19 protein-coding genes, 1 pseudogene and 1 riboswitch are annotated in these 17,107 nt (G+C 68.4%); of the genes and pseudogenes, 16 read left to right on the top strand and 4 right to left on the bottom strand.

Translation table 11 applies throughout. The features are described from left to right. Positions 1-8: 8 nt before the first annotated feature. The 5 genes from cobN to cobJ are packed head-to-tail and all read left to right on the top strand — an operon-like array spanning position 9 to position 6,541. Positions 9-3,308 carry a cobaltochelatase subunit CobN gene (cobN, locus tag ACFMPD_RS15475; RefSeq protein WP_380996322.1) on the top strand — a complete coding sequence of 1,100 codons (3,300 nt, stop codon included), beginning with the start codon at positions 9-11 and terminating at the stop codon, positions 3,306-3,308. Continuing rightward, a complete protein-coding gene (locus tag ACFMPD_RS15480; RefSeq protein ID WP_380996325.1) occupies positions 3,305-4,438 on the top strand; it encodes a cobalamin biosynthesis protein CobG in 1,134 nt (377 codons plus the stop codon). The genes cobN and ACFMPD_RS15480 overlap by 4 nt, the downstream gene beginning before the upstream one ends. Next, the gene (locus tag ACFMPD_RS15485) at positions 4,438-5,067 is read left to right on the top strand and encodes a precorrin-8X methylmutase (protein WP_380996328.1); all 630 of its coding nucleotides are present in this window, start codon (positions 4,438-4,440) and stop codon (positions 5,065-5,067) included. Before ACFMPD_RS15480 ends, ACFMPD_RS15485 begins: the two co-directional genes overlap by 1 nt. Further along, complete coding sequence (gene cobI / locus ACFMPD_RS15490) at positions 5,064-5,792, top strand: precorrin-2 C(20)-methyltransferase (RefSeq protein ID WP_380996330.1); 729 nt, start codon at positions 5,064-5,066, stop codon at positions 5,790-5,792. Before ACFMPD_RS15485 ends, cobI begins: the two co-directional genes overlap by 4 nt. Beyond that, positions 5,789-6,541 (top strand): precorrin-3B C(17)-methyltransferase, encoded by a 753-nt coding sequence (gene cobJ / locus ACFMPD_RS15495; RefSeq protein WP_380996332.1) that lies wholly within the window; start codon positions 5,789-5,791, stop codon positions 6,539-6,541. Before cobI ends, cobJ begins: the two co-directional genes overlap by 4 nt. On the opposite strand, the gene ACFMPD_RS15500 is transcribed toward cobJ, so the two are convergent. Next, the gene (locus ACFMPD_RS15500) at positions 6,514-7,266 is read right to left on the bottom strand and encodes a cobalt-precorrin-6A reductase (protein WP_380996334.1); all 753 of its coding nucleotides are present in this window, start codon (positions 7,264-7,266) and stop codon (positions 6,514-6,516) included. The genes cobJ and ACFMPD_RS15500 overlap by 28 nt on opposite strands. On the opposite strand from ACFMPD_RS15500, the gene cbiE reads away from it, so the two are divergent. From cbiE to ACFMPD_RS15550, 10 genes and pseudogenes are all read left to right on the top strand, one after another. Further along, positions 7,265-8,464, top strand: a complete 1,200-nt coding sequence (cbiE, locus tag ACFMPD_RS15505; protein ID WP_380996337.1) for a precorrin-6y C5,15-methyltransferase (decarboxylating) subunit CbiE — start codon at positions 7,265-7,267, stop codon at positions 8,462-8,464. The two genes, ACFMPD_RS15500 and cbiE, sit on opposite strands and share 2 nt — an antisense overlap. Continuing rightward, positions 8,446-8,841, top strand: coding sequence for a cobalamin biosynthesis protein (locus tag ACFMPD_RS15510; protein WP_380996340.1), 396 nt, complete (start codon positions 8,446-8,448; stop codon positions 8,839-8,841). Before cbiE ends, ACFMPD_RS15510 begins: the two co-directional genes overlap by 19 nt. Continuing rightward, on the top strand, positions 8,838-9,632 hold the full coding sequence (cobM, locus tag ACFMPD_RS15515; RefSeq protein ID WP_380996342.1) for a precorrin-4 C(11)-methyltransferase: 795 nt from the start codon (positions 8,838-8,840) through the stop codon (positions 9,630-9,632). Before ACFMPD_RS15510 ends, cobM begins: the two co-directional genes overlap by 4 nt. After that, positions 9,625-9,716: pseudogene (locus tag ACFMPD_RS15520) on the top strand (hypothetical protein); the annotation flags it as partial. The gene cobM and the pseudogene ACFMPD_RS15520, both read left to right, overlap by 8 nt. Before the next feature lie 99 nt (positions 9,717-9,815). Further along, positions 9,816-11,090: a cobyrinic acid a,c-diamide synthase CobB gene (locus ACFMPD_RS15525; RefSeq protein WP_380996370.1), complete on the top strand. Its 1,275-nt coding sequence runs from the start codon at positions 9,816-9,818 to the stop codon at positions 11,088-11,090. After that, the gene (cobA, locus tag ACFMPD_RS15530) at positions 11,087-11,815 is read left to right on the top strand and encodes a uroporphyrinogen-III C-methyltransferase (protein WP_380996345.1); all 729 of its coding nucleotides are present in this window, start codon (positions 11,087-11,089) and stop codon (positions 11,813-11,815) included. The genes ACFMPD_RS15525 and cobA overlap by 4 nt, the downstream gene beginning before the upstream one ends. Beyond that, a complete protein-coding gene (gene cobF / locus ACFMPD_RS15535) occupies positions 11,808-12,563 on the top strand; it encodes a precorrin-6A synthase (deacetylating) (RefSeq protein ID WP_380996348.1) in 756 nt (251 codons plus the stop codon). Before cobA ends, cobF begins: the two co-directional genes overlap by 8 nt. A gap of 36 nt (positions 12,564-12,599) precedes the next feature. Then, positions 12,600-12,838, top strand: a riboswitch (cobalamin riboswitch). A gap of 31 nt (positions 12,839-12,869) precedes the next feature. After that, a complete protein-coding gene (locus tag ACFMPD_RS15540; protein ID WP_380996350.1) occupies positions 12,870-13,040 on the top strand; it encodes a CbtB domain-containing protein in 171 nt (56 codons plus the stop codon). A gap of 4 nt (positions 13,041-13,044) precedes the next feature. Next, on the top strand, positions 13,045-13,731 hold the full coding sequence (locus tag ACFMPD_RS15545) for a CbtA family protein (protein ID WP_380996353.1): 687 nt from the start codon (positions 13,045-13,047) through the stop codon (positions 13,729-13,731). A gap of 68 nt (positions 13,732-13,799) precedes the next feature. Beyond that, positions 13,800-14,309 carry a hypothetical protein gene (locus tag ACFMPD_RS15550; RefSeq protein WP_380996356.1) on the top strand — a complete coding sequence of 170 codons (510 nt, stop codon included), beginning with the start codon at positions 13,800-13,802 and terminating at the stop codon, positions 14,307-14,309. Here the strand turns inward: ACFMPD_RS15550 and ACFMPD_RS15555 are convergent. Genes ACFMPD_RS15555 through cobO form a run of 3 tightly spaced genes read right to left on the bottom strand, consistent with a single transcriptional unit; the run spans position 14,306 to position 16,722 of the window. Then, the gene (locus ACFMPD_RS15555; RefSeq protein WP_380996358.1) at positions 14,306-14,665 is read right to left on the bottom strand and encodes a DUF1636 family protein; all 360 of its coding nucleotides are present in this window, start codon (positions 14,663-14,665) and stop codon (positions 14,306-14,308) included. The two genes, ACFMPD_RS15550 and ACFMPD_RS15555, sit on opposite strands and share 4 nt — an antisense overlap. Then, positions 14,662-16,107, bottom strand: coding sequence for a cobyric acid synthase (locus tag ACFMPD_RS15560; protein ID WP_380996361.1), 1,446 nt, complete (start codon positions 16,105-16,107; stop codon positions 14,662-14,664). The genes ACFMPD_RS15555 and ACFMPD_RS15560 overlap by 4 nt, the downstream gene beginning before the upstream one ends. 6 nt (positions 16,108-16,113) lie before the next feature. Beyond that, a complete protein-coding gene (cobO, locus tag ACFMPD_RS15565) occupies positions 16,114-16,722 on the bottom strand; it encodes a cob(I)yrinic acid a,c-diamide adenosyltransferase (RefSeq protein ID WP_380996364.1) in 609 nt (202 codons plus the stop codon). Positions 16,723-16,948: 226 nt separating this feature from the next. Here cobO and ACFMPD_RS15570 point away from each other — a divergent pair. Continuing rightward, positions 16,949-17,107: transposase (locus tag ACFMPD_RS15570; protein WP_380996373.1), on the top strand; the 159-nt coding region annotated here is incomplete at its 3' end.

Here is a 17,107-nt window from a genome sequence, read left to right on the forward strand (position 1 = left end):
CGCCGCCGATGCATGTCGTCTTTCGCGAAAGCCACGGGCTTGAAGAGACCGAGACCCCGACCGATCTGGGCCAGAGCCCGGCGGATCTGGTGGTGTTGTCCTTTTCAGACAGCGATCTCGGCGCGTTCGCGGCGGGCTGGCATCGCGGCGGCGGGCCCGAAGGCCGCATGCCGTCCCTGCGGCTGGCCAATCTGTCGGCGCTGAAACATCCGCTGTCGGTCGACACCTATGTCGAGCAGACGCTGCACGGGGCCAAGGGCATTCTGATCCGGCTGATCGGCGGCGTGCCCTATTGGTCCTATGGCTTGCAGCAGGTGCAGGAACTGGCCCGCGCCAAGGGGATCGCGCTGGCGGTACTGCCGGCGGATGGTCGTCCCGATCCGCGGCTGGACGCCTGTTCCTCGCTGCCCCGGTCCACGCTGCAGCGGCTGACGCATCTCTGCGACACAGGGGGGGGCGTGGCGGCACAGGCCGCGCTGGCGCAACTGGCGCTGGCTGCGGGATTGTATGCGGGGCCGGTTGCCGGTGCCAAGACCCTGCCCCAGGTCGGGGTCTGGACGCCCGAGCACGGGGTCACCTGCCCGCTGGCTGTCTTTGATCCGGCCGGCGACAGGCCGCGCATCCTGATCAGCTTTTACCGCGCCTATCTGACCGCGGCCGATCTGGCCCCTATCGAGGCGCTGTTTACCGCCTTTCGCGACCGTGGCTTTCAGGTCGCAGCCCTGTTCGCGCCCTCGCTGAAAGCGCCGGACGCCGCCGGCTGGCTGGCGCGTCAGGTGCAGGCCCTGAAACCCGCCGCCATCGTCAATGTCACCGCCTTTTCGGGGCGCGGCGCGCAACAAGCTTCGCCGCTGGATGCGGCCGGGGTACCGGTGTTTCAGATCGCCCTGTCCACCGCGTCCCGGATGCAGTGGGCCGAGGCCGAACGCGGATTGTCGCCCGCCGATCTGGCAATGCATGTGGTGCTGCCCGAGGTCGATGGCCGCATTCTGGCCGGGGTCGCCTCGTTCAAGGAACCCGGCCAGCGCGACCCCGACCTGCAATTCGCCCGCCACGCGCATCAGCCACAGCCCGACCGCATCGCGGCCATCGCCGATCGGGTCGCGGGCTGGGTCCGACTGGCACAGCGACCGGCGGCCGAGAAACGCCCGGTTCTGGTCTTGTCCACCTATCCCGGAAAGGACTGGCAGATGGCGCATGCGGTCGGGCTGGATGCGCTGGCCTCGGCTCAGGCGATCTTGCAGGACCTGACCGATCAAGGCCATGATTGCGCCCCTGGCGCGCCGCTGGCCGAAACCTTGCCAACAGCTCGGATCGATTGGCCCCTAGCCGCGTACAAGGCGGCGCTGGCCGAACTGCCCGCCCGTCTGCAGGCCGATCTGGCAGAAAGCTGGGGCGCGCCCGAAGACGATCCCGCCTGTATCGACGGCACGCTGCAGTTCACCGCCCTGCACTGTGGCAAGGCGGTGGTCGCCCTGCAGCCCGAACGCGGGCAGCGCGCCCGCCGCGACGACGAGTATCACGACATGGCGCGCACGCCCCGGCACGGCTATGTCGCCTTTTACCTCTGGTTGCGCCGGTCGATCGGCGCCGATGCACTGATTCATGTGGGTGCGCATGGCACCCTGGAATGGCTGCCCGGAAAATCCGTGGCCCTGTCGACGGATTGCTGGCCCGAGGCGCTGATCGGCGATCTGCCGGTGATCTATCCGTTCATCGTCAACGACCCCGGCGAGGCCGCCCAGGCCAAGCGCCGCATCGGCGCGGTCACCCTGGGCCACATCCCGCCGCCCCTGCGCACCAGCACCACGCCGGACCGGATGCTGCGGCTGGAAACCCTGCTGGACGAGTTTTCCAACGCCGACGGGTTGGATCCGAAACGCCGCGACCGGCTGCAGGCCGATATCCGCGCCGAGGCCCAGGCGCTGGGGGTCGAGGACGATCTGGGACTGGACCGCGCCGCATCGACCGCCGAGGCGATCACCCGCATCGACCGCTTTGTCTGCGACATCAAGGAAAGCCAGTTCGGCGACGGTCTGCATGTCTATGGCCGCGCCCCGGATGCCCCCTGCGATATCGACGCGGCGGCCTGTGCCAAGGCCGAGCGGGCCGGGCTGCTGGACGCGCTGGCCGGGCGCCGCATCGCGGCTGGCCCCAGCGGCTCGCCCTATCGCGGGCGCAGCGACGTGCTGCCCACGGGGCGAAATCTGTTTACGACCGATCCGCGCGGGGTGCCGACGCGCTCGGCCCATGCCCAGGGGGTGAAACTGGCCGAGGAACTGGTACGCCGGCACCTGCAGGACGAAGGCGATTACCCCAAAGGCCTGATCGTCGATCTCTGGGGCTCGGCGACGATGCGCACGGCGGGCGAGGAATTCGCCATGGCGCTGCACCTCTTGGGGGTGAAACCGGTCTGGGATGCGGGCAGCGAGCGGGTATCGGGCATCGAAGTGCTGCCGATCACCGATCTCGACCGGCCCCGGCTGGATGTCACCCTGCGGGTCTCGGGCCTGTTTCGCGACGTGTTCCCGACCCTGTCGGCCCTGTTCGGACAGGCGGTGCGCGCCCTGGCGGCGCGCGACGAGGCGCCTGACTGGAACCCCTATGCCGGACAGCCGGCCACCGCGCGGGTCTTTGGCCCGGCGCCGGGCAGCTATGGGCTGGGCATGGGGCAATTGCCGGACACCTATACAGCCGAGGCCCGGGCACAGGCGGGGCAGGCCTGGCTGGACGCCAGCGCCTATGCGCTGGAGGGCGACCGCGTGGCCCATGACGGCAACGGTATCCGCGACCGGGTCGCGCGGGCCGACGGCTTTGTGCATCTGCAGGACCTGGCGGAAACCGATCTGCTGCTGGCCGCGGATTATGCCACCCACGAGGCCGGCTTTGCCGCCGCCAAGGCGCAGACCGGCGGGACCGCCGCGCTGTATCATCTGGACAGCAGCGACCCGGCGCGGCCCCGCGCCCGCACCCTGCCCGAGGAAATCGCCCGCGTCGTGCAGGCCCGCGCCGCCAATCCGGACTGGATCGCCGGCATGCGGCGGCACGGTTTTCGCGGAGCGGCGGAAATCGCCGCGACGCTGGACCACATGGCGGCCTTTGCGCATCTGGCCGATGCCGTGGCGCCGCATCTCTTTGATCTCTATCACGACGCGACCCTGGGCGATCCAGCCACCGACGCCTTTCTGGCCGCCGCCAATCCGCAGGCGCATCGCGCCCTGCAGGACCGGTTCCGCGCCCTGCACGAGGCCGGGCTGTGGGTGACGCGGCGCAACTCGATCCGGGCCGAACTGGAGGACAGGACATGAGCGCACCGATCGTGCAGGGCTGGTGCCCCGGCGCCCACCGCCCGATGATGTCGGGCGACGGGCTGGTGGTGCGGGTACGCCCCCGGCTGGCACGGCTGTCGCGGAACCAGGCGCTGGGTCTCTGCGCCTTGGCCGACCGGTTCGGCAATGGCACCATCGATCTGACCAACCGCGCCAACCTGCAATTGCGCGGTGTCGACCCGGGCGATCACGCGGCCCTGCTGCAGGCATTGACCGACCTTGATCTGCTGGATGCCGAACCGGGCATCGAAACCCGCCGCAACATCCTGATCACGCCGCTGTATCAGCCGGGCGACATGGCCGCGAGGCTGGCGCGCCAACTGACGTCACGGCTGGGCGACCTGCCCGACCTGCCGGCCAAGTTCGGCTTTGCCATCGACACCGGCCCGGCCCGGCTGCTGGCCCGCGATTCGGCGGATATCCGGCTGGAACAAGGGGCCGACGACCGGCTGATCCTGCGCGCCGACGGCGCCGCGACCGGGCAGCCCGTTACCGAGATCGAAGCCATCCCCCGGCTGATCGATCTGGCCCGCTGGTTCGCACAGACGCGCGGGCCAGACACCCGCCGCATGGCGCGGCTGGTGGCGGTCAGGGACCTGCCAGCGGACTGGCAGGGCACGGCGCCGGCAAACATGGCCCCGCCCCTGGCCCCGGGCGATGCTGCGCCGGGCCCGATCTATGGCGCGCCGTTCGGGCAGTTGCCCGCCGGCGCACTGGCCGACCTGCTGACGCATAGCGGCGCCCGGGCGTTGCGCGTGACCCCCTGGCGGCTGTTCCTGGCCGAGGGCGGGCGCCCCCTGCAGTCGGACATATTCGTATCGACACCGGGCGACCCGCTGCTGACCACCGATGCCTGCCCCGGCGCGCCCTATTGCCCCCAGGCCCAGGCCGAGACCCGCGCCATCGCGCGCGCGCTGGCCCCGCGCGTCACCGGCAGCCTGCATGTCTCGGGCTGTGCCAAGGGCTGTGCCCGGCAAGGCCCGGCCGATGTCACCCTGGTCGGCCACGAGGGCCGATTCGACCTTGTCAAAAGCGGCCGCGCAGGGGATGAGCCCTGTCAGCGCGGCCTTGATCCGGAAACCCTGATGACCCTGACGGACTTTACCTGATGCCATATGAATACGAAACCGACGGCGCCGCGATCTATGCGCAGTCCTTTGCCACGATCCGGGCCGAGGCCGACCTGGCGCGGTTCGATATCGACGAGGAACAGGTCGCCGTGCGGATGATCCATGCCGCAGGACTGGTCGGGCTGGAAACCCATGTGCGGTTCTCGCCCGGTTTCGTCGCCGCCGCGCGCGCCGCGCTGGAGGCCGGCGCGCCGATCCTGTGCGATGCGCGTATGGTCAGCGAAGGCATTACCCGCTTTCGCCTGCCAGCCGACAACCCGGTGATCTGCACCCTGCAGGATGACCGGGTGCGGCCACTGGCCGCCGAGATGGGCAATACCCGCTCTGCCGCCGCGCTGGAATTGTGGCGCCCGCATCTGGCGGGCGCGGTGGTCGCCATCGGCAACGCGCCGACCGCGCTGTTTCACCTGTTGAACATGCTTCAGGACCCCGCCTGTCCCCGGCCCGCCGCCATCATCGGCTGCCCGGTGGGCTTTGTCGGCGCAGTCGAAAGCAAGGACGCCCTGTGGGCCGACCAGCCGGTGCCTTGCTGCATCGTGCAGGGCCGACTGGGCGGCTCGGCGATCACCGTCGCCGCGGTCAATGCCATCGCGAGCCGCGCCGAATGAGCGCCGGAACCGTCTTTGGCGTCGGGCTTGGCCCCGGCGACCCGGATCTGATGAGCGTGCGCGCCGACCGGTTGCTGCGCAATGCCCGTCATGTGGCGTTCTTTCGCAAGGCCGGCCGCACCGGCCAGGCCCGCAAGATCGTCAACGGCATGATCCCCGATGGCGCGGTCGAATTCGCAATGGAATATCCGGTGACCACCGAGATCCCGGTCACGGACCCGCGCTATAATCAGGCCTTGTCCGCCTTTTACATCGATTGCACCGCGCATCTGAAGACGCTGACGGCACGTGGCGAGGACGTGGTGGTGCTGTGCGAGGGCGACCCGTTCTTTTACGGCTCGTTCATGCATCTTTATGAACGGCTGCGGGGCGATACACGGGTCGAGATCGTACCGGCGATCACCGGCATGTCCGGGGCCTGGACCGCCACCGGCGACCCGATCACCTGGGGCGACGACGTGCTGACGGTGCTGATGGGCACTCTGCCCCTGGACGTGCTGACCGCCCGCATGACCGGCACCGATGCGCTGGTGGTGATGAAGATCGGGCGCAATTTCGACAAGGTCAAACAGGCGCTGCAAACAACCGGGCTGTATGACCGCGCCTGGCTGGTGGAATACGCCCAGATGCCGCAACAGACCGTCACGCGGCTGTCCGAGGCCGGCGACCGGGTCACCCCGTATTTCTCGATCATCCTGGTGCATGGCCGGGGGCGGCGGCCATGACCGGCTGGGTCCGCATTGCCGGTCTGGGGCCGGGCGACGAGGCGCTGGTGACACCCGAAGTCACCGCCGCCCTCGCCGAGGCCACCGATATCGTCGGCTATATTCCCTATGTCGCCCGCATCGCGCCGCGCGACGGCCTGACCCTGCATGCCAGCGACAACCGGGTCGAACTGGACCGCTCGCGCCACGCCCTGCAACTGGCCCAGCAAGGCCGGCGCGTGGTGGTCGTCTCGTCCGGCGATCCCGGCGTCTTTGCGATGGCCGCCGCCGTGTTCGAAGCGGTCGAAGACGGTCCAGCCGACTGGCGCAATTTGGACATTTCGGTCTTGCCCGGCATCACCGCGATGCTGGCCGCCGCCGCCCGGGCCGGCGCCCCGCTGGGCCATGATTTCTGCGCCATCAATCTCAGCGACAACCTGAAGCCCTGGGACCTGATCGAACGCCGGCTGCGGCTGGCCGCGCAGGCGGATTTTGCCATGGCCTTTTACAATCCACGCTCCAAGTCCCGGCCGGAAGGTTTTGAAAAAGCATTGGAAATCCTTTTGGAGACCTGCGGCCCCGAACGCCTGATCCTGTTTGCCCGCGCGGTGTCGGCACCGGACGAGACGCTGCACGTCACCACCCTGGCCGAGGCCACGCCCGACATGGCCGACATGCGCACCGTCGTCATCGTCGGCTCGTCGCGCACCAGAATGATTGAAAGATCAGGCGTTCCAATCGTTTACACACCGAGATTCACGCCGCAATGAACCAGCCACCGCATCACCTGGCCCGGGGTCGCGACGGTGTCCCGCGGCGGGATGGCCGGGCGATCCACCATCAGCACCGGCAAACCCAGCGCGCGGGCCGCGTCGATCTTGGCCCGCGCGCCGGTGCCTCCGGCGTTCTTGGACACCACCAGATCGATATCGTGCTTTTGCATCAAGCCCTTGTCATCCGCAGTTGCAAATGGTCCGCGCGCCACGATGACCGTGCAATCGGGCAAGGGCAGCGTCGCCGGCCGGTCGATCAGCCGCAACAGGTAATGGTGCTGCGGCCGCGCCGCGAAATCCGCCAGGTGCAGGCGCCCGACGGCCAGAAACACCCGGCGCGGCGCCCCCTTCAGGGCCGCCACCGCACCGGCGAGATCGGGCACCACGGTCCAGCGGTCACCGGTTTCGGCCTGCCAGGGCGGCCGGCTCAGCGCCAGCAACGGCACCCCGGTCTGCTCACAGGCTTCGATGGCGTGGCGGCTCATCTGTGCCGCAAAGGGATGCGTTGCGTCGACCACATGGCTGATTTTTCCGGCGCGCAGATAGGCCGCCAGACCCTCGACGCCGCCAAAGCCGCCGACCCGCACCGGCACCGGCTGATCGCGTGGCCGATCGACCCGGCCGGCATAGGAATAGACCGCCTGCAACCCTGCCTGCGCGACAAGGCGGGCCAGGGCCGTTGCCTCGGTCGTGCCGCCCAGGATCAGGAGGTTCGGCTGCATGTCTGAGGCTCCGTGGTTGACCATCATCGGCTGCGGCGAAGATGGCCCGGACGGCTTGTCCGCCGCAACCCGCGAAACGCTGGCGCGGGCGGAAATCGTCATGGCACCGCCGCGCCACCTGGACCGGGTGCCGCCCGGCCCGGCCCGCCGGATCGCCTGGCCGGTGCCCTTTGCCGACGGCATTCCGGTGCTGCTGGGCCTGCGCGGACAGCGGGTCGTGGTGCTGGCCTCGGGCGATCCGTTCTGGTTCGGCGCCGGTACGGTTCTGGCCCGCCACCTGACGCCGGACGAATGGACGGCGATCCCCGGCCCCTCGACCTTTTCACTGGCCGCCGCGCGGCTGGGCTGGCCGCTGGAACGCACGCTGACCCTGGGCCTGCATGCCGCGCCGCTGGACCGGTTGCGCCCGCATCTGGCGCCCGGGCGCCGCGCCATCCTGCTGCTACGCGATGGCGCCGCGGTGGCAGAGCTGGCCGCCTGGCTGACCGAGCGTGGCTTTGGCGACAGCAGCCTGCACGTTCTGGAAGCCCTGGGCGGACCACGCGCGCGGCATCGCCGCTGTGTTGCCGCGCAAATGAATATTGACGACATTGCCCACCCGGTCTGCGTCGGGCTGGACATGGCCGGCACTGGCGCCGCCCTGCCTCTGGCCAGCGGACGTCCGGACGATCTGTTCGAGAATGACGGCCAGATCACCAAACGCCCGATGCGCGCCCTGACCCTATCGGCCCTGGCGCCGCGGCACGGTCAGCACCTTTGGGATATCGGCGGCGGCAGCGGTTCGATCGCCATCGAATGGCTGCTGAGCGATCCCAGCCTGACCGCAACGGTGTTCGAGCCGCGCGCCGACCGCGCCCAGCGTATCGGTCGCAATGCCGCGGCACTGGGACAGGACCGGCTGCAGGTCGTGAACGGCGCCGCGCCGCAGGCACTGGCGGAGCATGAATTGCCGGACACGGTCTTTGTCGGGGGCGGCCTGTCCGCGGCGATGCTGGACTGGCTGACCGCCCATCTTCGGCCGGGCACGCGACTGGTCGCCAACGCCGTGACGCTGGAAAGCGAAGCCCTGCTGGCAACGGCGCACGCCCGCCATGGCGGCGACCTGATGCGGATCGAACTGGCGCAGTCCGCGCCGCTGGGCAACCGGCGCGGCTGGAAATCCGCCTATCCGGTGGTACAGTGGAGCATCGTGCTGTGATTGTCGCCGGGTTTGGATTTCGCCGCGCGGCCACCTGCGCCAGCCTGCAATCAGCGCTGGATCGGGCACTGGCCAGGGCCGGGCAATCTTTTGCCATCACCCTGCTGTCCGCCCCCGCAGACAAGGCCAAGGCGCCCTGCCTGCGCGAACTGGCGCGCTTGACCGGTCTGACCGTACGGGCAATACCGGCCGCAGAACTGCGCACGGTCAGCACCCCGACCCGCTCGGAACACAGCCAGCGGTACCGTGACACCGGCAGCGTCGCCGAAGCTGCGGCACTGGCCGCCGCCGGACCCGGCGCCCGGCTGCTGTCATCGCGCCATATTTCAGAGGACCGCCTGGCCACCTGCGCGGTCGCAATCAAGGAAACCACATGACCGTACATTTCATCGGTGCCGGACCGGGTGCCCCTGACCTGCTGACGCTGCGCGGGCGCGACCTGATCGCCGCCTGCCCGGTCTGCCTTTATGCCGGTTCGCTGGTGCCCGAGGAAATTCTGCAGCATTGTGCGCCCGATGCCCGGGTCATCAACACCGCCTCGATGGATCTGGACGCCATCATCGCCGAATGCCAGCGCGCCCATGACGCCGGGCAGGACGTGGCGCGGCTGCATTCCGGCGATCTGTCGGTCTGGTCGGCAATGGGCGAACAGATGCGCCGCCTGCGCGCCGCCGGAATTCCGGTCAGCGTGACACCGGGCGTGCCCGCCTTTGCCGCCGCCGCGGCGGCGCTGGGGAGCGAACTGACGCTGCCGGGACTGGCGCAATCGGTGGTGCTGACGCGCACGCCGGGGCGCGCCTCGTCGATGCCCGAGGGCGAAAGCCTGACGAATTTTGCTGCCACAGGCGCCACCCTGGCGATCCACCTGTCAATCGGCAATCTGGATCGGGTGATCACCGATCTGACCCCGGCCTATGGTGCCGATTGCCCGGTGGCGGTGGTCTATCGCGCCAGCTGGCCCGACGAGCGCATCATCCGGGCGACTCTGGCGACCCTGAAAGAGGCGATGGAGGACGGCATTTCGCGCACCGCGCTGATCCTGGTCGGTCCGGCGCTGGCGGGTGAAGGATTCAGCGAAAGCTGCCTTTATTCCGCCCATTACGACCGCCGCTATCGCCCGCAAAGTGCCGACAGCCCCTGGTCGAGCTGGAGCCATGGCGATGACTGATGTCCCCGGGCTGCTGATTTCCGCCCCCTCCTCGGGCACCGGCAAGACCACGGTGATGCTGGGGCTGCTGCGGGCGCTGGCCGAGGACGGGCTGGCGGTGCAACCGTTCAAGAGTGGACCGGACTATATCGACCCGGCCTTTCATCGCGCCGCCGCCGGGCGGCCCAGTTTCAACATCGACACCTGGGCCATGGACTCGCCGNGCTGGGGCTGCTGCGGGCGCTGGCCGAGGACGGGCTGGCGGTGCAACCGTTCAAGAGTGGACCGGACTATATCGACCCGGCCTTTCATCGCGCCGCCGCCGGGCGGCCCAGTTTCAACATCGACACCTGGGCCATGGACTCGCCGCTGCTGCAGGCCATCGCGACCCGCGCGCAGGGTGCCGACATCGTGATCGCCGAGGGCTCGATGGGCCTGTTCGACGGCGTCGCGAAACCCGGCGAGACCGGCCATGGGTCCAGTGCCGAAACCGCCGCCCGCATGGGCTGGCCGGTGGTTCTGGTGCTGGATGTGGGCGGCCAGGCGCAATCGGCGGCGGCCACGGCGCTGGGGTTCCGGATGTACAACCCCGACCTGCCCTTTGCCGGGGTGATCCTGAACCGCTGCGCCAGCCCGCGCCATGAACGCCTGACCCGGCTGGGCATGGAGCGCGCCGGCTTGCCGGTATTGGGCGTGCTGCCGCGCCGCGGCGACCTGACCCTGCCGGAACGCCATCTGGGGCTGATCCAGGCGGTGGAACACCCGGATCTGGAGACCGCGATTGCCGGCTATGCGGCGTTTCTGCGCGAGCATGTCGACCTGGCGGCCTTGCGGGCGGCAGCGGCCAGCCGGCCCGCGACCGTCACGCCCGGTGCCGCTCTGCCGCGCCCGCCGGCGCAACGTATCGCGCTGGCGCAAGACGCAGCCTTTTCCTTTACCTATCCGCACCTGCTGGAAGGCTGGCGCGCCGCCGGGGCCGAGATCCTGCCGTTTTCGCCGCTTGCAAACGAAGCACCCGCGCCCGAGGCCGATCTGGTCTGGCTGCCCGGCGGCTATCCCGAGTTGCATGCCGGCCGTCTCGCGGCGGCCGACCGGTTCCGCGCCGGGCTGCGCGCCCATGCGCAAACCCGCCCGGTGCATGGCGAATGCGGCGGTTACATGGCTCTGGGCGCGGCGCTGATCGACAAGGACGGCACCCGGCACGAGATGGCCGGGCTGCTGGGGCTGATCACCTCCTATGAAAAGCGCAAGTTTCACCTGGGCTATCGCAAGGCCCGCCTGTCCGCCCCGATGCCGGGATTTGCGACCGGTTGCACATTGCGCGGGCACGAGTTCCACTATTGCTCGATTCTCGAGCAGCCCGATGCCCCGCTGGCCACCGTGACCGACGCCGAGGGCACCGAAGTGCCCGAAACCGGCTCGCTTCGTGGCAATGTCAGCGGCACGTTCTTTCACCTGATCGCAGAGGCCAGCGCATGACCGGATTTGTCTCTTTTGTCGGCGCCGGACCCGGCGACCCCGAGTTGATAACGCTGAAAGCCGTGAACCGGATGAAAGAGGCCGACGCGATCCTGTTTGACGATCTCAGTTCCGGACCGATCCTCGGCCATGCCCGGCCCGGTGCCGATCTGATCGGCGTCGGCAAACGTGCCGGACGGCCCTCGGCCAAGCAGGACCACGTGAACCGTCTGCTGGTCGAATACGCCCAGGGCGGCGCCCGGGTGGTGCGGCTGAAATCCGGCGACAGCGGCATGTTCGGGCGGCTCGAGGAAGAACTGGTGGCGGTGCGCACCGCCGGGATCGCGCACGAGATCATCCCCGGCGTGCCCTCGGCCTGTGCGGCCGCCGCCGCCATCGGCATTCCGCTGACCCGGCGGCTGACCGCGAGGCGGGTGCAATTCGTCACCGGCCATGATGTCACCGGCAAGCTGCCCGAGGATCTGAACATGGCGGCCCTGGCCGACCCGCAGGCCACCACGGTGATCTTCATGGGTATGCGCACCTTTCCCGCCATGGCCCGGATGCTGATCGACCACGGGTTGCCGCCCGACACCCCGGCCCTGCTGGCCGAGGCGGTCAGCACGCCCGAGCAATCCCTGCACCGCAGCACCATTGCCGACCTCTCGGCACGGCTGGCCGCCGCCATCGGCGATGCCCCGGCCCTGATCCTGTACGGCCCGCTGGCCGAGGGCGCCGATGTTTGATCTGTCGCTGATCGGAATCGGCACCGGCAACCCGGATCATATCACCGGCCAGGGCGCCCGGGCGATCAGTGACGCCGACCTGATCCTGATCCCGCGCAAGGGGGCGGACAAGGCCGATCTGGCCGAGCTGCGTGAAAAGATCATTGCCCGGGTCTGCGCAGAGACGCCGCCCCGCATCGCCTATTTCGACATTCCCCGTCGCCGCGATCAGAACGGCTATCTAAAGGGTGTCGACGACTGGCACGATGCCATTGCCCAGCGCTGGCAGGCGACAATCGCTGCGGCCGATCCGGCGCCACGGACCGTGGCGCTGCTGATCTGGGGCGATCCCTCGCTCTATGACAGTTCGCTGCGGATCATGGCGCGGCTCAGCCCGCGCCCGGCGGTGCGGGTGATTCCCGGCATCACTGCGCTGCAGGCGCTGACGGCGGCCCACGCCATCCCGATCAACGAGATCGGCGCCCCGTTTACGGTAACCACGGGGCGGCGCCTGCGCGAACAGGGCTGGCCCGACGGCACCGACACGCTGGCGGTCATGCTGGACGGCGATTGCGCCTTTCAGGGGTTGAATGGTGTGGATTTCGACATCTGGTGGGGCGCCTATCTGGGCATGGCCGAAGAATGTCTGGTCAGCGGCCCGTTGGACAAGGCCGGCCCCGATATCCTGGCGACACGCGCCCGCGCCCGCGCCCGGCATGGCTGGATCATGGATGTCTACCTGTTGAAAAAGCGCCCCGAAACGATCTGACGCAGGCGAATCCCCATTGCGCAAAACCCGGCTTCGCGGTTAAATGACCCGTCTGGTCCCGTCGGCGCAAGCCAAGGGCCAAGAGGGAATTTGGTGCGTTCGCGTCCGGGATGTCGCATTCGAGATGTCGGGTTCGTGAATCAAGCCAAAGCCGCCCCCGCGACTGTAAGCGGTGAGTCTCTGTTCGTTGATCCACTCGTGTCCCTCGGCACGGGGAAGGGGATCAGAGGCATCGAAGCGCGAGCCAGGAGACCTGCCAGACACAGGACACAAACCACCGTCGGGTGCGGCGGCAAGGAGATGAACATGACGACACAAACGCTGAACACCACAACCACCGGCCTGCGCGCGGTCCCCGCCATTGTGGCGGCGGTCCTCGGACTGGCACTGATCACGCTGACCGGCCATGTGCAGGCCAGTGCGCTGCACGACGCGGCGCATGATGTGCGCCACGCCACCGGCTTCCCCTGCCACTGAGGCAATGTTCTCCCGGATTTTGACCAGCGCGTTGTTCGCTGGTGCTGCAGCAGGGCTGATTGCCGCCCTGTTGCAGTTGGTGTTCGTGCAGCCGGTATTGCTGCATGCGGAACTGTATGAAACCGGCCAACTCGTGCATTTCGGATCGGCGCCGGTCAGCGCGCACCCGGCCCTGCCAGGCCTGGACCCGGTGCGCGACGGGCTGAGCATCGTTTTCACCATGCTGACCTATACCGGCTTTGCGCTGATGATGATCGCCGCCATGTCGCTGGCCGAATCCCGTGGCCACGAGGTCTCGGGCCGCACCGGTCTGCTGTGGGGGCTGGCGGGGTTCGTCGCCTTTCATCTGGCGCCGGGTCTGACGCTGGCGCCCGAAGTGCCCGGCGTGGCCGCCGCGGATGTCACCGCCCGGCAAGTCTGGTGGTTCGCCACCGTTGGCAGCGCGATCGCCGCGATGGCGCTGATCGCCTTTGGCCGCGGCTGGACCGCCTGGGGCATTGCGGCGATCCTGCTGATGGCACCGCATATCATTGGCGCCCCTGAACCGGACAGCTTTGCCGGTCCGGTCCCCACCGAGCTGGGCGCACTGTTCGCCGCCCGCGCCTTTGGCGTCGGCATGGCCGCGTGGGTCCTGCTGGGCTGTTTCTCGGGCTATTTCTGGCAGCGCGAAGCGCAGCACGCCCTCGCCTGATCACCGGTTGCGCCGGGCCGTTCGCGGCCCGGTCTGCCGTCTCTATTGCCTTGTCAGGACCTTTTCTCATGTCCCGCTCCCTATCCCTGTTCGGCATCGGCCTCGTTTTCGGCGGCGGTGTCGGGTTTCTGGTCGCCGCCGCCAACGGTGTCACCCTGGACGGTCATGACCATGCCGACCCCGCCGCCCATGGCGCGCATGGCGGACATTCGGCTGCTGCCATGACGCATGATCACGGCGATGCCGCCGCCATCGACCTGCCCGCCGGGACCAATGCGCCGACGGTGAATATCCGGGTGGTGCAGGACCCGATGTCAGGCTGGAACCTGCAGGTGATGACGCAGAATTTCCGCTTTGCGCCGGACAGGGCCAGCACCGGCCATGTCGCGGGCGAAGGGCATGCGCATGTCTACCTGAACGGTCTCAAGATCAGCCGCCTCTATGGGGACTGGCTGCACATCCCGGCGCTGCCCAGGGGCGATACCCAGGTCACCGTGTCCCTGAACGCCAACGATCACAGCCCGCTGACAGTGGCCGGGGCGCCGCTGAGCGCCAGCACGATCGTCACCGTGCCCTAATCCTGCAGCGCCGGCAGCCGCGTCCGCAGGCACAGGCGCAGACGGCCGCAGGGACGGGCGTCTTCGATCCAGCCGGCGGAACTGTCCAGATAGTGTTGGCAGGTTCGGGCGATATCGGCCGCGTCCTGCTGCGGTGCGATGCCGGCAAAGACATAGCTGGCCCGCCCCACCCCCTGCAGACCCAGCGAAACCGGCGTCTCGCAGGCGCCCATGCAGGCGACGTCGCGCAGACGCACCCGGTCACCCAGCCCCTGCCGTTGCAAGGCCGCCCGGATCGCATCGCGGTCCTGGTCCCGGGTCTCGGCCCCGGCGCAGGTCGTGCAGAGCAACAGGGTGATCGCCGCGCCCTCGCTCATCGCGCCACCTGCAACAGCCGGTCCATGTCCAGATGTGCCTCGACATGATCGGCCAGCGCATCCAGCGTGGTTTCGACCGCCGCGCCATAATCCAGAGCCGCGCTGTCCGCCCCCAGGCCGGACAGAAAGGCGGCGCGAAACCCGTCATCGCGGAACATGCCGTGCAGATAGCTGCCCATGACGCGGCCATCGGCGCTGACCGCGCCCTCGTTCGCACCGTCGATCCGGGCAAAGGGCCGGGCGCTGTCCGGGCCGGTGGTGCGGCCGATATGTATCTCATAGCCCGCAATGCTCTGGCCGCTGGCGACATGCTGCGCGCGCACCCGGGTCAGCCGCTTTTTGGGCGCCATCACCGTGGCCACGTCCAGCAGACCCAGCCCCGGCATGTCTCCGGCCTCGCCCTCGATGCCCTGCGGGTCGGACACCGACCGGCCCAACATCTGGTAGCCGCCGCAAATGCCCAGCACATGGCCGCCGCGCCGCGCATGCGCCAACAGGTCGATGTCCCAGCCCTGAGCGCGCAGAAAGGCCAGATCGCCCCGGGTCGATTTGGTCCCCGGCAGGATCACCAGATCGGTGTCGCCGGGAATCGGCTGGCCGGCGCGCAGCATGGTCAGCGAGATACCAGGTTCTTGCGCCAACGGGTCCAGATCGTCGAAATTGGCGATGCGGGACAGGCACAGGCAGACCACCCGAACCCCGTCCGAACGCGGCGCGCCGGCGATGTCCAGCGCATCCTCGGCGGGCAGCTTCCAGGCATCCGCGAACCAGGGCAACACCCCAAAACCGGGCCAGCCGGTGCGCTGTGCGATCAGCCGATAGCCGTCGTCAAACAGCCGGGGGTCGCCGCGGAACTTGTTGATCATGAACCCCGCTACCATCGCCGCATCGGCCTCGGACAGCACGGCCTGGGTGCCGACCATCTGGGCGATCACCCCGCCCCGGTCGATGTCGCCCGCCAGCACCACCGGCACACCGGCGGCGACGGCGAAACCCATATTGGCGATGTCGCCCTGGCGCAGATTGACCTCGGCGGGGCTGCCCGCCCCCTCGACAAGGACCAGATCATGCGCCGCTGTCAGCCGGCGAAAGCTTTCCAGAACCGGCGCCATCAACGACGGTTTCAGCGCGGCATAGTCGGCGGCCCGCACCGTGGCGCGATGCCGTCCCTGCACCACGACATGCGACCCGACATCGGTCTCGGGTTTCAGCAGCACCGGATTCATGTCGGTGACCGGCTCCAGCCCGCAGGCCAGCGCCTGCACCGCCTGGGCGCGGCCGATCTCGCCGCCATCGGCGGTCACGGCGGCATTGTTGGACATGTTCTGCGGCTTGAACGGCGCCACCGACAGCCCGCGCCGGCGCGCCGCCCGCGCCAGTCCGGCCACCAGCATCGACTTGCCGACATTGCTGCCGGTGCCCTGGATCATCAGCGCCGGCATCGCGTGTCAGAACTCGACGCCGGCCTGCGCCTTGATCCCATCGCGGAACGGGTGCTTGATCAGGGTCATCTCGGTCACCAGATCGGCCGCCTCGATCAGTTCGGGCTTGGCGTTGCGCCCTGTCAGAACCACATGGGTCATCTCGGGTTTTTCGGCCAGCAGGAAATCGACCACCTCGTCGATATCCAGATAGTCATAACGCAGGGCGATGTTGATCTCGTCCAGCAGCACCAAACGGTTCCGGGGGTCGCGGATCAGTTCCTTGGCCCGGGTCCAGCCCGCGCGCGCGGCGGCGATGTCGCGTTCGCGGTCCTGGGTTTCCCAGGTGAACCCCTCGCCGGAAATCACGAACGTGCATTCCTCGGCAAAGCGTTCGCGCAGGAAATCGGCCTCGCCGGTCTTCCAATTGCCCTTGATGAACTGCACCACGGCGCAGGGCATGTCATGGGCAATACAGCGCATGATCATGCCGAACCCCGAGGATGACTTGCCCTTGCCGGGGCCGGTATGAACGATGATCAGTCCCTTTTCGTCGGATTTTTCAGCCATCATGCGGTCGCGCGCGGCCTTGATCTTTTTCATCTTTTCCCGATGGCGCGTGTTCTGGTCATTCATCGCGGCGTCCTGATTCCCGTGCTGTTCTGGGTCCGAATCCTGCATGATCGGCCCCTGTGCGATTGTCTATAGCAATGCGGCGCCAATGGCGATGTCCGTGCCTGGCCCCTGCCCGCCTGCGCCGCCGGTTTCATCCGATCATCGGACAGCCGCCGATTTTCGTTGACTGAGGTGCCCCTAGATTCGTACACGCTTTGCCCCCTAGCTTTGAGGCGAGGAGGCCGAGATGGGGACAAGTAATTACAGCGACGCGTTCAAGCGTGACGCGGTGCACCAGATCACGGTGCGGGGATACCCGGAAGGGGAGGTTTCCCGGCGTTTGGGCGTCAGCGCACATTCTCTGTACAAGTGGATGAAGCTGTTCGGCGATCCTGTGCCAAAGAAG

This window comes from Sedimentitalea sediminis, assembly GCF_042687825.1.
Classification (GTDB): Bacteria; Pseudomonadota; Alphaproteobacteria; order Rhodobacterales; family Rhodobacteraceae; genus Sedimentitalea.

Excerpts from the sequence above, each read along its gene's own strand:
- cobN (WP_380996322.1), top strand. The coding sequence starts at position 9 with ATGCATGTCGTCTTTCGCGAAAGCCACGGGCTTGAAGAGACCGAGACC.
- ACFMPD_RS15480 (WP_380996325.1), top strand. The coding sequence starts at position 3,305 with ATGAGCGCACCGATCGTGCAGGGCTGGTGCCCCGGCGCCCACCGCCCG.
- ACFMPD_RS15485 (WP_380996328.1), top strand. The coding sequence starts at position 4,438 with ATGCCATATGAATACGAAACCGACGGCGCCGCGATCTATGCGCAGTCC.
- cobI (WP_380996330.1), top strand. The coding sequence starts at position 5,064 with ATGAGCGCCGGAACCGTCTTTGGCGTCGGGCTTGGCCCCGGCGACCCG.
- cobJ (WP_380996332.1), top strand. The coding sequence starts at position 5,789 with ATGACCGGCTGGGTCCGCATTGCCGGTCTGGGGCCGGGCGACGAGGCG.
- cbiE (WP_380996337.1), top strand. The coding sequence starts at position 7,265 with ATGTCTGAGGCTCCGTGGTTGACCATCATCGGCTGCGGCGAAGATGGC.
- ACFMPD_RS15500 (WP_380996334.1), bottom strand. The coding sequence starts at position 7,266 with ATGCAGCCGAACCTCCTGATCCTGGGCGGCACGACCGAGGCAACGGCC.
- cobM (WP_380996342.1), top strand. The coding sequence starts at position 8,838 with ATGACCGTACATTTCATCGGTGCCGGACCGGGTGCCCCTGACCTGCTG.
- cobA (WP_380996345.1), top strand. The coding sequence starts at position 11,087 with ATGACCGGATTTGTCTCTTTTGTCGGCGCCGGACCCGGCGACCCCGAG.
- cobF (WP_380996348.1), top strand. The coding sequence starts at position 11,808 with ATGTTTGATCTGTCGCTGATCGGAATCGGCACCGGCAACCCGGATCAT.
- ACFMPD_RS15540 (WP_380996350.1), top strand. The coding sequence starts at position 12,870 with ATGACGACACAAACGCTGAACACCACAACCACCGGCCTGCGCGCGGTC.
- ACFMPD_RS15545 (WP_380996353.1), top strand. The coding sequence starts at position 13,045 with ATGTTCTCCCGGATTTTGACCAGCGCGTTGTTCGCTGGTGCTGCAGCA.
- ACFMPD_RS15550 (WP_380996356.1), top strand. The coding sequence starts at position 13,800 with ATGTCCCGCTCCCTATCCCTGTTCGGCATCGGCCTCGTTTTCGGCGGC.
- ACFMPD_RS15555 (WP_380996358.1), bottom strand. The coding sequence starts at position 14,665 with ATGAGCGAGGGCGCGGCGATCACCCTGTTGCTCTGCACGACCTGCGCC.
- ACFMPD_RS15560 (WP_380996361.1), bottom strand. The coding sequence starts at position 16,107 with ATGCCGGCGCTGATGATCCAGGGCACCGGCAGCAATGTCGGCAAGTCG.
- cobO (WP_380996364.1), bottom strand. The coding sequence starts at position 16,722 with ATGAATGACCAGAACACGCGCCATCGGGAAAAGATGAAAAAGATCAAG.